This window comes from Sphingomonas sp. BK036, assembly GCF_004216825.1.
Lineage (GTDB): Bacteria > Pseudomonadota > Alphaproteobacteria > Sphingomonadales > Sphingomonadaceae > Sphingomonas.
The window spans coordinates 447,645-465,871 of sequence record NZ_SGXR01000006.1; the positions used below are offsets into that span (position 1 = coordinate 447,645).

Sequence of the window (18,227 nt, forward strand, 5' to 3'; positions counted from 1 at the left end):
GTGCCCGATGCGCTTTACCGCGGTCCGCCCGAGGACGGGCTGCTGATCACGCCGCTCGACGCGTTCACCGCGGTCTATCACCGGGCATCGGGCATAACGCATCTGCTGACAGAGCCCGCGCCGCAGATCCTGGCGATCCTGCAGGAGGGCTCGCTCTCGCTCGGCGCGCTGCTCGACCGGCTCGAGCGGGACTATGATCTGGCCGATGGCACGCGCGAGGCGTTGGCCGCGCGGCTCGACGAGCTGATCGAGGCCGGGCTCGTCGCGCGGCTATGAGGCATGCCTTCTCCGTCCGCATCGGCCCGATCGGCTTTCGCATCGGCTCGGACTGGCGCGCGCCGATCGCCACGCTCGAGACGCTGTACCGCGACTATCCCGGCCCGCGCGACGGCGTCGCTGACTTTACCGTCCGGCTGTTCGCGCGGCGGCCGTGGCGGCGGTTCGTTCGGCCCTCGGTCGAGATTGGCGGCGACTACATGCTCCCCGAAGCCGCGCCGCTGCCGCTCAGCCAGGGGCTGCTGGCCGCCGAAATGGCGATGAATCTACAGATGGCGCTGGGCGCACGGCGCTATCTGCTGCTGCATGCGTCGGCGGTCGAGCGCGATGGCCGTGCGGTGCTGATGACGGGCATATCGGGGGCGGGGAAGTCGACGCTGGCGACGCTGCTCGCGGCCAAGGGCTGGCGGTTCATGGGGGACGAGTTCGCGCTGCTCAACCCGGCGACCGGGCTGGTTCATGCCTTTCCTCGGCTGATCAGCCTGAAGAACGAGGGGATTGCGGCGGCCGAGGCGGCGTGGCCCGCGGCGCGGATGGGGCGGCTGATGCGCGCGACGCCGAAGGGCGATATCCGCCACATGGTGCCCGACACGCGGGCGATCGCGGCGATGGACACGCCCGCCACGCCCGCATTGCTGGTGTTTCCGCGCTATGGTTTTGCGGCCGAAACCCGACCGGTGCCGCCGGCCGAGGCATTCGTGCGGATGACGCAGGCCTCGACCAATTACGTCGCGCTCGGCGAGGCGGGGTTCCGCGGGCTGACCGGGCTGATCGCGCAGGTTCCGTCGGTCGCGATCGATTATCCGGACGGGGCGAGCGCGATCGCGCAGGTCGAAGCCTTATGGTCCGCGTTGTGAACGACGCTCGGGTACTGGCGCGCGCGCTGGCCGATCCTGGGAGCGTCGCCGGGCTCGATGCGGAGGGCTGGACCGCGTTGCTGGCGATGGCGCGTGCGGAGCAGCTGATCGGCACGCTGGCGATGCGGGTCGACGGATTGGCGATGCCGGCGGCGGTGAAGGCGATCCTCGACGACGCCCGCGCGGCCGCTGAGCATGGGCGCCGCGCGGCGCTGTGGGAGGCCGAGATGGCGCGGCGCGCGCTGGCCGCGGTCGACTGCCCCGTCGTGCTTCTGAAGGGCACCGCGTTCGTCGCGGCGGGACTGTCGGCGGGGCAGGGGCGCTCAATCGGCGATCTCGACATTCTGGTGCCGCGCGAGTCGATCGACACGGTCGAGGCGGCGTTGCTGGCGGCGGGGTGGGAATGGGTGAAACCCGACCCGTATGACGACGCCTATTATCGACGCTGGATGCACGAACTGCCGCCGCTGATCCACCGCGAGCGCGACCGGATGATCGACGTCCATCACACGATCCTGCCGCTGACCGCGCGGATCACGCCCGATCCGGTGGCGCTGATCGACGATAGCGTGACGCCGGAGAACGGGCTGCGGACGCTGTCGCCGAACGGGATGCTGATCCATGCGGCGGCGCATCTTTTCGCGGATGGCGACTTGGCGGGGGGCCTGCGCAATCTGTGGGACATACGCTGTCTGGTCGAGGAGTTCGGGACCGATGGGCTCGCCGCGGATGCGGAGCGGCACGGCCTGTCCGCACAGGTAGCGCGGTCGCTGCGGATCGTCGATGCGCTGTTCGGGGCTGGCGAGGCGACGGGGGCGGGGGTAGACCGGCTCTACGTTCGACGTGTCACCGCGCGCGATGGCTGGGGCAGGCCGACCCGGCCGGTTACCCGTCTGGCCTTCTATATCCGCTCGCACTGGCTGCGGATGCCGCCAGCGATGCTCGCGCGGCATCTCTGGACCAAGTTCCGCAAGGGTTAGAGCACGAGGCCTAAGGCAGCCGCGCACCACGCTGGCGTCGGACCGCCCACACGATCAGCAGCACCACGGTGATCGCCAGCGTGTCGGCGATCCAGTCGTGGATGTCGCAGTCGCGGTGGAGCGATGGGATCGATTGCAGCACCTCGATCAGCGCGCCGAGGAACGACAATCGCTCGCCGATCCGGAACAGCCGCGCGGTCGGATAGGAGAAGGCCGCGAGCAACGCGATCGTCGCGAAGGCGAGCATATGCTCGAACTTGTCGCCGAACTGATCGATCGGCACATGCGGCGGCTTTGGCAGCAGCGCCATCGTTACCGCGAACACGAGCGCGGCAACTAGTACAAGGCGCAGGAGCAGCGTGCGGTTCATGCGCCGAGCTTCTCGAGCGTCGGGATCAGCGTGTCGAACCCGTCGATCACCGCGTCCGCGCCGAGGTCTTCGACGGGCTGCATCAGGAAGCCGTAGCTGCACGCGACCGTCGGCAGTCCCGCGGCTTGCCCCGCCTGGATGTCGAAGATCGAATCGCCGACGAACGCGGCGCGGCCGCCGCCGCATTGCCGGACCATTTCGTGGATCGGCATCGGCGAAGGCTTCGATTCCGACATCGTGTCGCCGCCGAGAATGCAGGCGAAGCGATCGATCAGGCCAAGCTCGCCGAGCACCGTCCGCGCGAAGCGTTCGATCTTGTTGGTGACGATGCCGAGCGTGACGCCCTTTGCCGCGAGCGCGTTGAGCGCGTCGACCACGCCGGGATAGGGCCGGGTCAGCACGCAGATATTGGCTTCGTAATAGGCGAGCAACCTGGCGTGGAGCGTATCGAGCATCGCCTCGTCATAGCCGCCGGTCGCGGTCAGGCCCTGCTTGAGCATGTGGCGCGCGCCACCGCCGATCATCGGCTTGACCTGTTCGACACTGAGCGCAGGACGATCGACCGATGTCAGCGCGTGGTTGACCGCCGCCGCAAGGTCGCCGCTGGTGTCCAGCAAGGTGCCGTCGAGGTCGAAGCCTACGATATTAAATAAAAATTGCGTCATTGCGCGCGGACCTGCCAGCGACACTATGGAATTGGCAAGGCTTTCGTGGCAGCGATCCTTCCATGACGACGCATTCCAACGACCAGCCGATTCCGATCCACCCCAATGCGGCCCCCGTCGCTGTCGTCATCCTTGCCGCGGGCAAGGGGACGCGGATGAAGTCGGACCTGCACAAGGTGCTTCATCCCATCGCGGGGCGGCCGATGCTGCTGCACCTGGCGGCGAGCGCAGGCGCGTTGCATCCGGCCAAGACGGTCGTCGTGACGGGCGCGGGGCGCGAGCAGGTCGAGGCTGCGGTCGCGCCGCTCGGCATCGCTACCGCGCTCCAGGTCGAGCAGCTCGGCACCGGCCATGCGGTCGCGCAGGCGCGCGCAACGCTGGCTGGGTTCGAAGGCGACGTGCTGATCCTCTACGGCGACGTGCCGCTGGTCACCGCCGCGACGATGCAGCGGATGATCGACCGGCTGCACGGCGACTACACGCCGGCCGTCGTGGTGCTCGGCTTCCGTCCCGCCGATCCCGGCGCCTATGGTCGCGTTATCGCGGACGCCGAGGGCCGGATGGACCGGATCGTGGAATATAAGGACGCGTCGGCGGCGGAGCGGGCAGCGACCCTGTGCAATTCCGGACTGATGGCGGTGCGGTCGAGCGACCTGTTCGCATTGCTCGACAGGCTCGGTAACGACAATGCGGCGGGCGAATATTACCTGACCGATATCGTCGGGCTGGCGGGAGCGGATGGCCGCGCGTCCGCGGTCATTGAAACCGGCGCGGACGAGGTGGCCGGCGTCAACAGTCGCGGCGAACTCGCCGGGGTTGAGGGCGCGTGGCAGGCGATGCGGCGCGCGCAGGCGATGGCCGACGGCGCGACGCTGATCGCGCCCGATACCGTCTGGTTCGCGCATGACACCGTGATCGGCCGTGACGTCGTGATCGAGCCTAACGTCGTCTTCGGCCCCGGCGCGCGGGTCGATGACGGCGCGACGATCCACGCGTTCAGCCATGTCGAGGGCGCGACCGTTGGCAAGGGCGCCAGCGTGGGTCCGTTCGCGCGGCTGCGGCCCGGCGCCGAGCTGGGCACGGACGCCAAGGTCGGCAACTTCGTCGAGGTGAAGAAGGCGATCATCGGCGACGGCGCGAAGGTCAGCCACCTCACCTATATCGGCGATGCCGAAATCGGCGCGGGCGCGAACATCGGCGCGGGAACGATCACCTGCAATTACGACGGCTATTTCAAATACCGGACGGTCGTGGGCGCGGGCGCGTTCATCGGATCGAACTCCGCACTCGTCGCGCCAGTGACGATCGGCGCGGGTGCGATCGTCGCGGCGGGATCGGTGGTGACCTGCGACGTCGAGGCCGACGCACTCGCGCTCGTCCGCCCGCCGCAGGTCGCCAAGCCGGGCTGGGCCAAGAGCTTTCGCGATTTGATGCTGGCGAAGAAGCGCGGATGAAGGCCGCCGCGCTGACACCTGCGCTACTTGGCGTGCCGGCGCTGGCGGGATGCGCGCCGGGCCGGCAAGGCTCGCGCCTGTATCTCAATTCGGACACCGCGTCGCAGGGACGCACGATCCGGGTCGACGACGAGGCGCGCCGCGCGCGGATCGATTCCCTCACCGGCGGTTGCCCGACAGGCAAATATTATTACCAGACCCATGTCGTCATCGAGCGGGGCGAGCAGCTCCGCTCGGTCGACTGAACGAACGGACAGAAGTTATGTGTGGTATCGTAGGCATTCTCAGCACGACCGACGTCGCCGAGCGGTTGCTCGACGGGCTGAAGCGGCTCGAATATCGCGGCTATGATTCGGCGGGAATCGCAACCGATTTCGACGGCGCGATCGAACGGCGGCGCGCATCGGGCAAGCTCGTCAACCTGGCGAACGAACTCGCCGCGCACCCGTTGCCGGGCAAGACCGGCATCGCGCACACGCGATGGGCGACGCATGGCGGGCCGACCACGAACAACGCGCATCCGCACGCGACCGGCGAAGTCGCGGTCGTCCACAACGGGATCATCGAGAACTTCAAGCCGCTACGCGACGAACTGACCGCGCGCGGCCGCACCTTCACCAGCGAGACCGATACCGAGGTCGTCGCGCATCTGGTCAGCGAGAAGGTCGAGGCGGGGATGGACCCGGTGTCCGCCGTCCGCGAGATCCTGCCGCGGCTGCATGGTGCGTTCGCGCTAGCGATCCTGTTCCGCCAGCATCCCGACCTGCTGATCGGCGCGCGGCTTGGTTCACCGTTGGTGGTTGGGCATGGGGAGGGCGAGATGTATCTCGGCTCGGACGCGCTCGCGCTCGCGCCGCTGACGCAGCGTATTGCCTATCTCGACGAGGGCGACTGGGTCGCGCTGACTCGCGACGGCGCGCAGGTCTATGACCGCGACAACACGCCCGTCGAGCGCGCGATCACGCTGTCGGGGATCACCAGCGAGGTGATCTCGAAGGGTAACCACAAGCATTACATGCTCAAGGAAATCTACGAGCAGCCGATCGTCGTCGCGCAGACGCTGCGCTCGTACCTCAAGCGGATGGAAGGCGAGGTTTCGCTGCCGATCCCCGAATTCGACCTGTCGACCATCAAGCGCGTGACGATCGTCGCGTGCGGGACGAGCTTCTACGCGGGCATGGTCGCCAAATACTGGTTCGAGCAGTTCGCGCGCGTCCCCGTTGACCTCGATGTCGCGTCCGAATTCCGCTACCGCGCGCCGGTGATGGAAGACGGCGGCCTCGCGCTGTTCATCTCGCAATCGGGCGAGACCGCGGACACGCTGGCGGCGCTGCGCCATGCCAAGGCCGAGGGGCAGAAGATTGCGGTCGTCGTCAACGTGCCGACCAGCTCGATGGCGCGCGAGGCGGACCTGCTGCTGCCGACGCATGCCGGCCCCGAGATCGGCGTCGCCTCGACCAAGGCGTTCACCTGCCAGCTCGCAGTGCTGGCCGCACTTGCCGCCAATCTGGCGCGCGCCAAGGGCTTGCTCACGAAGGAGCAGGAGCGCGAAATCGTCCGGCATCTGGCGGAGGCGCCGGCCGCGCTGAACGGTGCGCTGGCCTATGACGAGGCGATCGAGGCGATGGCGCACAACATTGCCGGCGCGCGCGACGTGCTGTATCTGGGGCGTGGGACGGATTACCCGCTCGCGCTCGAGGGTGCGCTGAAGCTCAAGGAAATCAGCTATATCCACGCCGAGGGCTATGCCGCGGGCGAGATGAAGCACGGGCCGATCGCGCTGATCGACGAGCATGTCCCCGTCATCGTCATCGCGCCGTCGGGGCCGCTGTTCGACAAGACCGTCAGCAACATGCAGGAAGTCATGGCGCGCGGCGGCAAGGTCGTGCTGATCTCGGATTATGACGGGATTCAGGCGGCGGGCGAGGGCTGCATGGCGACGATCACGATGCCCAAGGTGCATCCGCTGATCGCGCCTCTGGTCTATGCGGTGCCGGTGCAGTTGCTGGCATATCACGTCGCGGTGCTCAAGGGCACCGACGTGGATCAGCCGCGTAATCTGGCGAAGAGCGTTACCGTCGAATAACGGGCTCGGTTCTACCGCGTACTAATCCGCCTCCGTCATTCTGACGAAAGTCAGGATCCAGAGCCACGGAGGGCGACGCTTGGTACCCTGGGTCCTGACTTCCGTCAGGATGACGGTGAAGAGGGCGGAGCGGGCGACCACGCGTGAGCCGAGTGCAGTATTTCCCCGCATCCCCTCAATTGAGGGGATGCGGGGTAGTGCCCGTTACTTGTCGTCGCGGACCAGTTCGGTGGCGGCAAGGTGCTCGGCCAGGAACCAGACCTGCGGCTCGTGCGTGCGGATGATGTTGCTCACCAGCAGGTCATTCGTGCCGTCATCGCCCGACTCGTCGGCGGCTTCGGCACCTTCATGAGCCTGCCGCAGGATGATCTCATGCGCTTCGAGCAGCCGCGCGAGCTGCGTCGGTACGTCCTCGCGGCCCTTGGGCGGACGGGGGATCGTCGTCATTTCGGCAACGTCGTGCGACATTGCGATTGAGATGCCGCCTAGGGCCATGATGCGTTCTGCGACAAGATCCACGAGGGCAGCCTGCTCCTCGTAATGCTTGTCGAGCAGCAAATGGAGTTGATAGAAGGTCGCACCCGACATCTGCCAATGATGCTTCTTGTACATGTCGCGAAGCGTCATCGTATCCGCGAGGACCTGGTTCAGCGTCGCCACGCTCTGCGCGCGGGCATTGTCCTCGAGCGCGATCGGCAGGCGCTTGAGCGTGCCGTAGGGCTGGATCTCGCGATACTCGACCTTGTACTGCGGCTGTGCCTCGGCCGAGACGGCGCCGGCGAGATCGGTGGGTTTGGTGGGCTTCTTTGCCATCGCAAATTCCTGTCTGTTTGGATGAACTCGACAGGCATAACGCACGATCGGGCAAATCGACGGCAGACGAAATCATCGTTTACTGTGAGTGGCCAGACCCGCCTCGCAACGCGAGCGCGCCGCGCGTCCCTCTTGACGGGAGGCCACGGGCAAAGGAAGCGGGCGGGCGCAAAATGTTGGGAGTTTGGGATGACGGAAGCACCTCTGGTCGCAGGGATCGAACTCGGCGGGACAAAATGCATCTGTATTCTTGCGCGCGGGCCCGATCAGATCGAGGAAACCGTGCGTATCCCGACGACCCGCCCCGACGAGACGCTCGCCGCGATCGAGGCGGTGCTCGACCGGTGGAGCGGGTTCGTCGCGATCGGCATCGCAAGCTTCGGTCCGGTCTCGATCGATCGCCACGCGGCCGATTATGGCCATATCACCTCGACCCCCAAGCCGGGCTGGGCGGGCACCGATATCGCGGGCCGGTTGCAGCGGCGCTACGGCGTGCCGACCGGCTTCCATAGCGACGTCGTCGGCGCAGCGCTCGCCGAGGCGTTCTGGGGAGCGGCAAAGGGCCTGCCCGACATCGCCTATGTCACCGTCGGCACCGGCGTCGGCGCGGGGATGATCGCGAACAACCGCCCGGTCGACGGGCTGACTCATTCCGAGCTGGGCCATATCCGCCCCGCCCGGTTCCACGGCGACGACTGGATCGGCAACTGCCCGTTCCACGGCGCGTGCATCGAGGGGCTGGTCGCCGGCCCGGCGATCGCCGCGCGGATCGGCCATCCCGCGGACGAGGCACCCGCCGACCATCCGGTATGGGATTCCGTCGCCGACGCGCTGGGACAGCTGTGCCACACGCTGGTGCTGACGGGCATCCCGCGGCGGATCGTGATGGGCGGCGGCGTGATGGGCGCGTCGCATTTGTTTCCGCGCGTGCGGGCAGCGATGACGCGCAGCCTGGGCGGCTATATCACGCTGCCCGAGGTGGCGCTGACCGACACGTTCATCGTGCCGCCGGCGCTGGGCAACAATGCCGGGCCGCTGGGGGCGATAGTGCTGGGCGGACAGGCACTTGGCCAGCAAATCGAAACATCGTTTACGGCGTCTTAACCGTATCTCACTAACACATGATTGCGAGAACTAAGGGCACGTAAGCCATCGCTGGACGGCGACGGTCGTGCCTCCCCCGGGGAGCGGTGTTCGAATGCGTATTCTGATCGTGGACGACGAGCCGCCGATGCACGACAGCTACCGGCGCAGCTTCGCCGGGCCGCGATCGAGCGACGGATCCGCACTGGACGCTATGGCCGCCGAGCTGTTCGGCGACGATCCGGGCAATAGCGTCGCCGACGCGCCCGCGTTCGCGCTGACCTATTGCGAGCAGGGGCTCGAGGCGATCGCCGCGGTCGAGCAGGCGCTGGCCGATGCGGATCCGTTCGCGGTCGCGTTCATCGACGTACGGATGCCGCCGGGGATCGACGGCCGCGAAACCGCCAAGCGGATCCGCGCGCTCGATCCCGACGTCAACATCGTGATCGTCACTGGTTTCTCCGATTTCTCGCCGGTCAAGATCAGCAAGGTCGCAGGCCCCGCCGACAAGATCTTCTACATCGCCAAGCCGTTCGAGGTCGCCGAGATCCTGCAGACCGCGACCGCGCTCGCGCAGCGCTGGCGCAATGACTGCGACCTGGCGACCGCGCGCAACCTGCTGGCGGCGCAGGTCGTGCAGCTCGAGGAGCAGGCGGCCGAGCTGGCGGCGAACGAAAGCCGCGCGCTGCACATGGCGACTCACGATTCGCTGACCGACGCGCCCAACCGGCTCGCCTTCCTGCGCGCGTTGGCGGCGCGGACTCGCGATGACGGGCTGTTTGCGACGGTGATGATCGATCTCGACCGGTTCAAGCTGGTCAACGACACGCTCGGGCATCTCGCCGGCGACGCGCTGATCCGCGAGATCTGCGCGATCCTCAACCGGTCGACGCCCGATGGCGCGCTCGTCGCGCGGCTTGGCGGCGACGAGTTCGGGGTGCTGTTCGAAACCGCGGGCGAGGCGGCGGCGGTGATGGCGTGCGAGCTGATCGTGGCGGCGTGCTCGGTCAGCCTGCAGGTGTTCGGCAGCTCGGTGCAGGGCGGCGCTTCGGCCGGGCTGGTCGTGACGCCCGGCGGGCAGGGCCGCGACCCGGTCGACGTGATGCGCCGGTCCGACCTTGCGCTGAACGATGCCAAGCGCGGCGGACGGGGTATCGTGCGCGTGTTCGACGAGAGCATGGACGAGGGCATCCGCTTTCGCCGCCGGGTCGAATCGGGCCTGAGCCAGGCGATCGCCAAGGGCGAGCTGAGCCTCGCCTATCAGCCGATCGTGTCGCGCGATGCGATCGACGTGGTCGGGTTCGAGGCGCTGGTGCGCTGGAACACGCAGGAATATGGGCTGATGAGCCCGGCGACCTTCATTCCGATCGCCGAGGAATCGAACCTGATCCACGAGCTTGGCGACTGGGTGCTTGGCCAGGCGCTCGACGTGCTGCAGCAATGGCCGGGGCAATATGTCTCGGTGAACTTCTCCCCGCGCCAGTTCCGCCGGCACAATTTCGTTGGCCACATCATGGAAAGCGTCCAGCGCGCAGGAATCGCGCCGGCGCGATTGCAGATCGAGATCACCGAGACCGCGATTTTCGACGATGCCGAACGCGCTGCCGAGACTTTGTACAAGCTGCGCCAGATGGGCTTCCGGATCGCGCTTGACGATTTCGGCACCGGCTATTCGAGCCTGTACAATATCCGCAAGTTCGCGCTCGACTGCCTCAAGATCGACAAGTCGTTCATCGACGGCATGGGCCGCGAGCGCGAGAGCGCGGCGATCGTCCATTCGATCATCCACCTGGGCCGGGCGCTCGGCCTGGGCGTGATCGCGGAAGGCGTCGAGACCGAGGCGCAGGTCCAGGCGCTGCGCCTTGCGGGCGCGAGCCACATGCAGGGTTATTTCTTCTCGCGTCCGGTAAACGCCGAACGCGCGCTCGAGATGGCGCGCAAGGGCACCGTCAGCGGCAGCGACGACGTCTCCACCGACGATCACCGGATCCGCCAGACGTTCGGTATGCGCAGCTGATGGCGCGAGTAGGAATGCACGGCTGATGCCGTCGGCCGGGATGGGCCGGCTGCCGCCCATCCTCGGGCGGCAGTTTGGACGGATGCGGACACGCTCGTCGCTCGGCGCCAAGCTGGTGGCGATCATGACCGCGGTCGGGCTGGTCGCGACGATCGCGATCACGCTGCTGCTCGCGGGGATCATCACGCCAAGCTTCACCAAGCTGGAGGGCAAGGCGATCGCCGGGCATGTCGGGCGCGCGCGCACCGCGCTGTCCGACTATGCTGCCGGCGTCGAGAGCGCGGTGCGCGACTATGGCGACTGGAACGCGAGCTACGCCTATATGGCCGACCCTGACGCAGGGCCGGATCGTGCGTCACCGTTGCCGCGTACGATGACCGATCTCGGGATCAACGGCATGGCCTATGTCAGCCCTGCGAGCCGGGTAGTGATCGCCCGCTGGCACGATCCGGTCCGCGGCGCGCAGGGTAGTGTTCAGCGCGCGCGGCTGACCGCGATGATCGCGCGGACCGATCTTGCCGCGGTGCTCGGGCGGCGCAGCTCGGGGCGGTTCTACGCCCGCATCGGCGATAGGGTCGCGGCGATCGGGGTGGCGCGAGTCCGGCGGTCGGACGGCAGCGGCATCCCGCGCGGCTATGTCCTGATGGCGCGCGTGATCACGCCGCAGCAGCTCGCGACGCTGCTTCCGGCCGGCGCGCGGATCGACACCGCCGCACAGGGCGACGGCGTCGCGGTCACCGCGGGGGCGTCCAAGCTGACTCTCGTCGTGCCGCTGATCGGCGCCGATGGCCATGCGGTTGCCAGCGCGCGGTTCAAGATTCCGCGCGACGTTTCGCTGCTGGGGCGCCGCGTGCTGCTGCTCGCGGTGGCGGGGTCGACGTTGCTGTTGCTGCTGGTGCTGGTGATGCTCAGACGAATGATCACGCGCCTAGTCCTCCGCCCCCTCCACCGCGTCGAGAGCCATATGCAGCGGGTCCGCGTATCGGGATCGCTGACCTTGCTGGACGAGGACGGGCGGCGCGACGAGATCGGCTCGCTCGGGCGGAGCTTCAACGCGATGCTGCGCCAGCTGAAGGATCTGCGCGAGCAGATCGAGGCGCAGTCGTTCGACCTGGGACGGAGCGAGAGCGCGGTCGCGGTCATGCACAATGTCCGCAACGCGCTGAACCCGATCAGTACGATCCTGAGCCAGGGCATCGCGCAGTCCGCCGCGATCGACCGGACGACGATCGATCGCGCGATCGCCGAACTGGCGCAGGGTGATCTAGCCGATGCGCGTCGGCGCAAGCTCGCCGCGTTCGTCGCCGCCGCGGTCGAGGCCGAGAGCGCGGATCGCGATGCCATGCGCCGCGAGATGGTCGTCGGTCGCGAAGCGATGGCGGACGTGCTGGAGATCATCGGCCAGCAGCAGCGCGCCGCGCACGAACGCCCCGCGCTGGAGGTGTGCGACGTCAGCGACATCATCGCGCGCAACGCGACGATCGCGCGCTATGCGCTGGACGCTTCGATCGCGTTCAGCTTTCCCGCCGGGCCGAGCCCGGTGATGGCGAGCCGGGTGATCCTGAGCCAGGTGATCGGCAATCTCTTCGGCAACGCGGTCGAATCGATCGTCGCGCGCGGGACGGGCAGCGGATCGATCGTGGCGACGATCACCCGGGCGCAGGGCCGGGTTACCGTCGCGATTCGCGACGATGGCGAGGGCTTTTCCCCCGAGGCCGGGGCGCTGCTGTTCCAGCGCGGCTTCTCGACCCGGGCGCACAAGTCGGGCGGGCTGGGGTTGCACTGGTGCGCCAATTCGATGGCGGCGATGCGCGGCGCGCTGCGACTGGAGAGCGATGGCCCGGGACTTGGCGCGGTCGCGACGCTGACGCTGGATGCGGCGGATGCGACGATGTCGAAGGCGGCGTAGCTCGACCGGGTTCGGACGGCGGCCGTCACAACAGGCTCGGCTGTACCTCGTCCTCGTCGCCCATGATCCCCGACAGCGTCAGCCCGAGCAGGCGTACGCCGTCGGGCACGGGCAATTGCGCCATCAGCAGGTCGAGCCCCGCCGCGAGGAACGCCGTCTTGTCGGTGACCGCCGCCTGCGACGAGCGGGCCCGCGTGATCGTGCGGAAATCGGCGTGGCGCAACTTCAGCGTGACCGTCCGGCCGCGCGTGCCGTGTCGTTCGATTCGCACCCAGGCCGCATCCGCCACGCGGTGCAGCGCGGCGCGAAGATCCTCGGCGGTGCTGAGATTGGTCTCGAACGTGCGTTCCGCGCCGACCGACTTGGCCGCGCGGTTGACGCGCACCGGGCGGTCGTCGATCCCGCGCGCGGCGCGGTAGAGATAGTCGGCATAACTGCCGAAATGCGCCTGGAGGAAGGCGAGGCTGCGGCCGAACAGGTCCGCGCCGGTGAGGATGCCGAGCCGCTCCATCTTCTGCGCGGTCACCGGCCCGACGCCGTGGAAGCGCTTGACGGGCAGCGACTGGACGAACGCCGCGCCGCGCTTCGGCGTGATGATGCAGATCCCGTCGGGCTTGTTCTGGTCCGAGGCGAGCTTGGCGATGAACTTGTTGTAGCTGACGCCCGCCGATGCGGTCAGCCCAGTATCCGCCTTGATGCGCGCGCGGATCTCCTCGGCGATCGCAGCGGCGGTGCCTAGCCCGCGAATATCCTCGGTGACGTCGAGATAGGCTTCGTCGAGCGACAGCGGCTCGATCAGGTCGGTATAGTCGGCGAAGATCGCGCGGATCCGGTCGGACACCTCGCGGTAGACGTCAAAGCGCGGGGGGACGAAGACCAGGTCGGGGCAGCGGCGAATCGCGGTGACCGACGGCATCGCGCTGCGCACCCCGAACGCGCGCGCCTCGTAGCTCGCGGCTGCGACGACGCCGCGCGCGCGCGACCCGCCGACCGCCACAGGCCTGCCCCTGAGCGACGGGTCATCGCGCTGCTCGACCGAGGCATAGAAGGCATCCATGTCGACATGGATCACCTTGCGCTGGGCGGGAGGCTGGGTAGGAGGAAGCATCAGCGCCCTAGATAGGCGTGCGGGCGGCGGCGATACAGGGTGCATCCGCAACCAATCGCGCGGCTGTGGGTACTGCCGACGGGTAAATAAAGGGACGCGAATGCAGGTCGGTAAGGAATGCTGGCGGGTCGAACGCGCCGAACAGATGGCGGTGATCGTCGATGCGGAGAAGTATTTCCGTACCGCGCGAGTCGCGATGATGGGCGCCAAACGCCGCATCCTGCTGATCGGGTGGGATTTCGATGCGCGCATCGAGCTCGAGCCCGGCGTCGACCGCCCCGGCGAACCCAAGAAGCTCGGCGACTTCATGCTGTGGCTGGTCGAGCGCGAACCCGATCTGGAGGTGTTCGTGCTGCGCTGGGATACCGGCGCGATCAAGTCACTGTTCCGCGGCTCGACGATCTTCACGATGATGAAATGGATGAAGCACAAGCGCATCCACACCAAGCTCGACGGGCATCATCCAACCGCGGCGTCGCATCACCAGAAGATCGTGATCATCGACGATGCGCTGGCGTTCTGTGGCGGGATCGACATGACCGGCGACCGCTGGGACACGCGCGATCACCGCGACGACGATCCGCACCGTATCCAGCCATCGGGCAAGCCGTACAAGCCGTGGCACGACGCGATCAGCGCGGTACAGGGTCCCGTCGCGCATGCGCTGGGCGAGCTGTTCCGGCGGCGCTGGCATCTGGCGGGCGGCAAGAAGATGGCGGCCGGACAGCCGGGCGGGACGTTCTGGCCGGATGGGCTGGAGGTCGATTTCCATGATGTCGACGTCGCGATCGCACGCAGCGAACCCGAAATGTCCGATCAGGAGCCCGTGTACGAGAGCGAGGCACTGTTCCTCGGCCAGATCGCGCGGGCGAAGAAGCATCTGTACATCGAGAGCCAGTATTTCGCGTCGCGCAAAATCGCCGAGGCGGTCGCCAAGCGGCTCGACGAGGCGGATGGCCCCGAGATCGTCATCATCAACCCGACGACCGCGCAAGGCTGGCTCGAGCCGATCGCGATGGATACCGCGCGCGCGCGGCTGATGGAGGCGCTGCACCGGCGCGACACGCACAACCGGCTGCGCATGTATCATCCGTTCACGAAGGGCGGCGAGGCGATCTATTGCCATGCCAAGATCCTGATCGCCGATGACGACGTGTTCCGGCTGGGCTCGTCGAACATGAACAACCGCTCGTTGCGGCTCGATACCGAATGCGACCTCGCGATCCGTTCGACCGACGATGCCACGTCGGCGGCGATCACCGCGATCCGCGACGGGCTGATCGCCGAGCATCTGGGCGTCGAGCAGCAGGTGGTGAGCGACCTGATCGCCGAGACGGGCTCGCTGATCAAGACGATCGAGCGGCTGCGTGGCGAGGGCAAGACGGTGCAACCCTATGAGGTGCCCGACCTGACGTCGGTCGAGGAATGGCTGGCCGACAACGAAGTGCTCGATCCCGAGGGGCCCGAGGAGATGTTCGAGTCGCTCGACAAGCGCGGGCTGTTCCGGCGACTGCGGCGAAAGAAGTAGGCCGCGAACGCAAAAGGCCGCGGCACCCCCCGGTACCGCGGCCTTTAGCGCTCCCAAAAGACTGGGGAGTTACGCGACCTGGGCTTCGAGTGCCTCGTCGGGCTCGCGCAGCACATAGCCGCGACCCCAGACGGTCTCGATGTAATTCTCACCATCGCATGCCAGGCTGAGCTTCTTGCGCAGCTTGCAGATGAACACGTCGATGATTTTCAGTTCGGGCTCGTCCATCCCGCCATAGAGGTGGTTGAGAAACATTTCCTTGGTGAGCGTCGTGCCCTTGCGGAGCGACAGCAGCTCGAGCATCGCATATTCCTTGCCGGTCAGGTGGACGCGGCTGCCATCGACCTCGACCGTCTTCGCGTCGAGATTGACCGCGAGCTTGCCTGTGCGGATGACCGACTGGCTGTGCCCCTTCGAGCGGCGGACAACGGCGTGGATGCGCGCGACGAGTTCCTCGCGGTGGAACGGCTTGGTGACGTAATCGTCGGCACCGAAGCCGAAGCTGCGCACCTTCGAATCCATCTCGTTGACGCCCGACAGGATCAGCACCGGCGTCGAGACCCGCGCGACCCGGAGGCGCTTGAGCACGTCATAGCCGTGCATGTCGGGCAGGTTCAGATCGAGCAGGATGATGTCGTAATCATACAGCTTGCCCAGATCGAGGCCTTCTTCTCCGAGATCGGTGATGTAGACGTTGAACCCCTCGGTCGTCAGCATCAAGTCGATAGCCTTCGCCGTGGTCGGCTCGTCCTCGATCAGCAGCACCCGCATGCGTCGTCCCCTTGTCGCGAGACCGCTCGACACCCCATGTCTGCAGCTCGACTTCGATTCATTAACCACACAACTTCTGAAGGCAAAAGGTTAATTTCGAACTAAGGCTCGCCGGCGATGACCGACGCGGTAGACCGCAGACCATGACCGGGCGTCGGGAAAGACTGCGGCGAGGTCAATGGCTTCGCGCAGGTTGCTGGCTGAGCTTGCGGCGAATCCTCTCGCTGCGGGTCGCATAGACCGAAGCCCGGTCGAGATGCGCGCGGCGCTGATCCAGCGTTTCGGCGGCGGCGGCGGCGTTAAGCTCGGCATCGGCCAGCCGATCGCAGTCGGCGGCGGTAACGGTAGGGGACAAGATGATCTCGATCGTTGGCAGTTGCGTGCAGGACGTCGTGAGACGACGCCGGGTTGAAGCGGCAACAGGAACGGTGCCTCGTGTCCCAGGGATGCGCTTGCGACGCCGAGCCGAGTCGCTGGCGCGTTAGGACGAGGTTGGGCGGGTGCGAAACATGCGCCACGCGCGTCAGGCCGGAAGCGGATCGCGGAGGCGTCGCGTGAGGAACTCGATCAGCGCCTCGACTCGCGCGGGGCGAAGCGGGCTCGGCGGCGTGAGCAGGTGCAGGCCGATCGGCGCGGGCGCCCAGTCGCACAGGATCGTCGTGAGCGCGCCGCTCGCAAGACATGTCTCGATGATGAAATCCGGCAGCCGGGCGATACCGAGCCCGGCGACCAGCGCAGGCATGATTGCCTCGCCGCTATTGGCGGTCAGCGGGCCGTGCACGCGAACCGAAACCTCCGCACCGCCCGGGCCGTGGAAGCGCCAGGGGCCGACGACGTTGGAATAGCCGAACAGCTTGTGCTCGCCGAGCTGCGCGGGATGCGTCGGCGTGCCATTGACCTCGAGATAGCGCGGGGCGGCGACGATATGCGTGCGGATCGTGCAGAGCCGGCGCGCGCGCAGCGAGCTGTCGGGCAGCTCGGCGATGCGCAGCGCGATGTCGAACCCCTCGGCGACGATATCGACGCGTGCATCGGACAGATGCAGGTCGACCTCGATCCCGGGATGCGCGGCGAGGAATTCGGCAAGCAGCGGCGCGACGTTCTTGACCCCGAAGCTCATTGGGGCGGCCAGCCGGACCCGGCCGGTGGGCGCGCTGGCGGCGTCGTTGGCGGATTCCTCGGCGAGTCGCGCTTCGGTAAGGATGCGCGCGGCGTGCTCGGCGAGCGGCTTGCCCGCCTCGGTCAGCGCAAGGCGGCGCGAGGTGCGGTGGAACAGCGACTGGCCGAGATGCGCCTCGAGCCGCGTGATCGCTTTCGACACGGTCGCCTTGCTGAGCCCGATCGCGTCCGCCGCGGCGCTGAACGACTTGTGCTCGACCACGCTGGCAAAGATCGCCCAGGCTTCGAGGTCGGGCAGGCGCATGATGATCTCCGCGATGATTGGGACGATCGTAACGCTAGCACCGAAACGATCGGTTTCCAGCGTTTCTATTTACGTTCCTATCGGTGCGCTTATCTTGGGATCAACCAGTGGAGACCTCTCATGACGACCACGACGATGACCAAGATCGACCGCCGCCCCTTTGCCAGCCTCGGCCATGCCGATCACGGCTGGCTGAACGCGCGGCATCATTTCTCGTTCGCCAGCTATTATGATCCTTCGCGGATGGGCTGGGGTGCGATCCGCGTGTGGAACGACGACCAGATCGCCGCGAACTCGGGCTTCCCGCCGCATCCGCACCAGGACATGGAGATCATTACCTATGTCCGCAGCGGCGCGATCACGCACCAGGATTCGCTCGGCAACAAGGGCCGTACCGAAGCGGGCGACGTCCAGGTGATGAGCGCGGGTACGGGCGTCCGCCATGCGGAATATAATCTGGAGCCCGAGACGACGACGATCTTCCAGATCTGGATCGAGCCATCGCGCAAGGGCGGTTCGCCGAGTTGGGGCGCCAAGCCGTTTCCCAGGGGCGAGCGTTCGGGCCAGTTCGTGACGCTGGCCAGCGGGTTCGACGGGGATGCCGATGCCTTGCCGATCCGCGCGAATGCCCGTGTGCTGGCGGCGACGCTGAAGGCCGGCGACAGCGTCGACTATGCGATCGACGATGGCCGCCATGTGTATCTGGTGCCCGCGACCGGTGCGATCACGATCGGCGGCGAAGCCTTTGGCGCGCGCGACGGAGCGGCGCTGCTGGGCGGCCAGACGGTGACGATCACGGCTCAAGAGGACGCTGAGATCGTTCTGGTAGACTCGGAATAAACGCGCGCGGCGACCTTAGCCGTCACCCCAGCGAAAGCTGGGGTATC

General features: G+C 67.1%; 18 protein-coding genes. 11 read left to right on the top strand and 7 right to left on the bottom strand.

What is annotated here, in order from left to right; translation table 11 throughout:
- Genes EV283_RS15310 through EV283_RS15320 form a run of 3 tightly spaced genes read left to right on the top strand, consistent with a single transcriptional unit; the run spans position 1 to position 2,113 of the window.
- Entirely contained in the window at positions 1 to 276 is a 276-nt protein-coding gene (locus EV283_RS15310) for an HPr-rel-A system PqqD family peptide chaperone (protein ID WP_130326753.1), read from the top strand.
- Positions 273 to 1,133: an HprK-related kinase A gene (locus EV283_RS15315; RefSeq protein WP_130326755.1), complete on the top strand. Its 861-nt coding sequence runs from the start codon at positions 273 to 275 to the stop codon at positions 1,131 to 1,133. Before EV283_RS15310 ends, EV283_RS15315 begins: the two co-directional genes overlap by 4 nt.
- Positions 1,130 to 2,113 (top strand): nucleotidyltransferase family protein, encoded by a 984-nt coding sequence (locus tag EV283_RS15320; RefSeq protein WP_242615996.1) that lies wholly within the window; start codon positions 1,130 to 1,132, stop codon positions 2,111 to 2,113. The genes EV283_RS15315 and EV283_RS15320 overlap by 4 nt, the downstream gene beginning before the upstream one ends.
- A gap of 10 nt (positions 2,114 to 2,123) precedes the next feature.
- On the opposite strand, the gene EV283_RS15325 is transcribed toward EV283_RS15320, so the two are convergent.
- Both EV283_RS15325 and EV283_RS15330 read right to left on the bottom strand, forming a co-directional pair.
- Positions 2,124 to 2,483: a hypothetical protein gene (locus EV283_RS15325; RefSeq protein ID WP_130326759.1), complete on the bottom strand. Its 360-nt coding sequence runs from the start codon at positions 2,481 to 2,483 to the stop codon at positions 2,124 to 2,126.
- Entirely contained in the window at positions 2,480 to 3,148 is a 669-nt protein-coding gene (locus tag EV283_RS15330; RefSeq protein WP_130326761.1) for an HAD-IA family hydrolase, read from the bottom strand. The genes EV283_RS15325 and EV283_RS15330 overlap by 4 nt, the downstream gene beginning before the upstream one ends.
- Before the next feature lie 62 nt (positions 3,149 to 3,210).
- Between EV283_RS15330 and glmU the strand changes: the two genes are divergently transcribed.
- From glmU to glmS, 3 genes are read left to right on the top strand one after another with little or no spacing between them, the layout of a single operon-like run.
- The gene (glmU, locus tag EV283_RS15335; RefSeq protein WP_130326763.1) at positions 3,211 to 4,602 is read left to right on the top strand and encodes a bifunctional UDP-N-acetylglucosamine diphosphorylase/glucosamine-1-phosphate N-acetyltransferase GlmU; all 1,392 of its coding nucleotides are present in this window, start codon (positions 3,211 to 3,213) and stop codon (positions 4,600 to 4,602) included.
- Positions 4,599 to 4,847, top strand: a complete 249-nt coding sequence (locus tag EV283_RS15340) for a hypothetical protein (protein ID WP_130326765.1) — start codon at positions 4,599 to 4,601, stop codon at positions 4,845 to 4,847. The genes glmU and EV283_RS15340 overlap by 4 nt, the downstream gene beginning before the upstream one ends.
- A 17-nt stretch (positions 4,848 to 4,864) precedes the next feature.
- On the top strand, positions 4,865 to 6,688 hold the full coding sequence (glmS, locus tag EV283_RS15345; RefSeq protein WP_130326767.1) for a glutamine--fructose-6-phosphate transaminase (isomerizing): 1,824 nt from the start codon (positions 4,865 to 4,867) through the stop codon (positions 6,686 to 6,688).
- A 204-nt stretch (positions 6,689 to 6,892) separates the two neighbouring features.
- On the opposite strand, the gene EV283_RS15350 is transcribed toward glmS, so the two are convergent.
- The gene (locus EV283_RS15350; protein WP_056416898.1) at positions 6,893 to 7,501 is read right to left on the bottom strand and encodes a DNA starvation/stationary phase protection protein; all 609 of its coding nucleotides are present in this window, start codon (positions 7,499 to 7,501) and stop codon (positions 6,893 to 6,895) included.
- 189 nt (positions 7,502 to 7,690) lie between these two features.
- Here EV283_RS15350 and EV283_RS15355 point away from each other — a divergent pair, with 189 nt between their 5' ends.
- The 3 genes from EV283_RS15355 to EV283_RS15365 all read left to right on the top strand — a co-directional run bounded on the left by EV283_RS15355 (position 7,691) and on the right by EV283_RS15365 (position 12,510).
- Complete coding sequence (locus tag EV283_RS15355; protein WP_130326769.1) at positions 7,691 to 8,605, top strand: ROK family protein; 915 nt, start codon at positions 7,691 to 7,693, stop codon at positions 8,603 to 8,605.
- Between the two features lie 94 nt (positions 8,606 to 8,699).
- Positions 8,700 to 10,601, top strand: a complete 1,902-nt coding sequence (locus EV283_RS15360; protein ID WP_130326771.1) for a GGDEF and EAL domain-containing protein — start codon at positions 8,700 to 8,702, stop codon at positions 10,599 to 10,601.
- Positions 10,602 to 10,626: 25 nt separating this feature from the next.
- The gene (locus tag EV283_RS15365; RefSeq protein WP_242615997.1) at positions 10,627 to 12,510 is read left to right on the top strand and encodes a CHASE4 domain-containing protein; all 1,884 of its coding nucleotides are present in this window, start codon (positions 10,627 to 10,629) and stop codon (positions 12,508 to 12,510) included.
- Positions 12,511 to 12,535: 25 nt separating this feature from the next.
- Here EV283_RS15365 and dinB read toward each other — a convergent pair whose 3' ends face one another.
- Positions 12,536 to 13,618, bottom strand: coding sequence for a DNA polymerase IV (gene dinB, locus EV283_RS15370; RefSeq protein ID WP_130326773.1), 1,083 nt, complete (start codon positions 13,616 to 13,618; stop codon positions 12,536 to 12,538).
- Positions 13,619 to 13,718: 100 nt separating this feature from the next.
- Between dinB and EV283_RS15375 the strand changes: the two genes are divergently transcribed.
- The gene (locus EV283_RS15375) at positions 13,719 to 15,146 is read left to right on the top strand and encodes a phospholipase D-like domain-containing protein (protein WP_130326775.1); all 1,428 of its coding nucleotides are present in this window, start codon (positions 13,719 to 13,721) and stop codon (positions 15,144 to 15,146) included.
- Between the two features lie 69 nt (positions 15,147 to 15,215).
- Here the strand turns inward: EV283_RS15375 and EV283_RS15380 are convergent, their stop codons facing one another.
- The 3 genes from EV283_RS15380 to EV283_RS15390 all read right to left on the bottom strand — a co-directional run bounded on the left by EV283_RS15380 (position 15,216) and on the right by EV283_RS15390 (position 17,340).
- The gene (locus tag EV283_RS15380; protein WP_056416917.1) at positions 15,216 to 15,917 is read right to left on the bottom strand and encodes a response regulator transcription factor CtrA; all 702 of its coding nucleotides are present in this window, start codon (positions 15,915 to 15,917) and stop codon (positions 15,216 to 15,218) included.
- A 175-nt stretch (positions 15,918 to 16,092) separates the two neighbouring features.
- Positions 16,093 to 16,272: a hypothetical protein gene (locus tag EV283_RS15385; protein WP_130326777.1), complete on the bottom strand. Its 180-nt coding sequence runs from the start codon at positions 16,270 to 16,272 to the stop codon at positions 16,093 to 16,095.
- Positions 16,273 to 16,440: 168 nt separating this feature from the next.
- Positions 16,441 to 17,340, bottom strand: a complete 900-nt coding sequence (locus EV283_RS15390; protein WP_130326779.1) for a LysR family transcriptional regulator — start codon at positions 17,338 to 17,340, stop codon at positions 16,441 to 16,443.
- 120 nt (positions 17,341 to 17,460) lie between these two features.
- Between EV283_RS15390 and EV283_RS15395 the strand changes: the two genes are divergently transcribed.
- Entirely contained in the window at positions 17,461 to 18,180 is a 720-nt protein-coding gene (locus tag EV283_RS15395) for a pirin family protein (protein ID WP_130326781.1), read from the top strand.
- Positions 18,181 to 18,227: the final 47 nt, after the last annotated feature.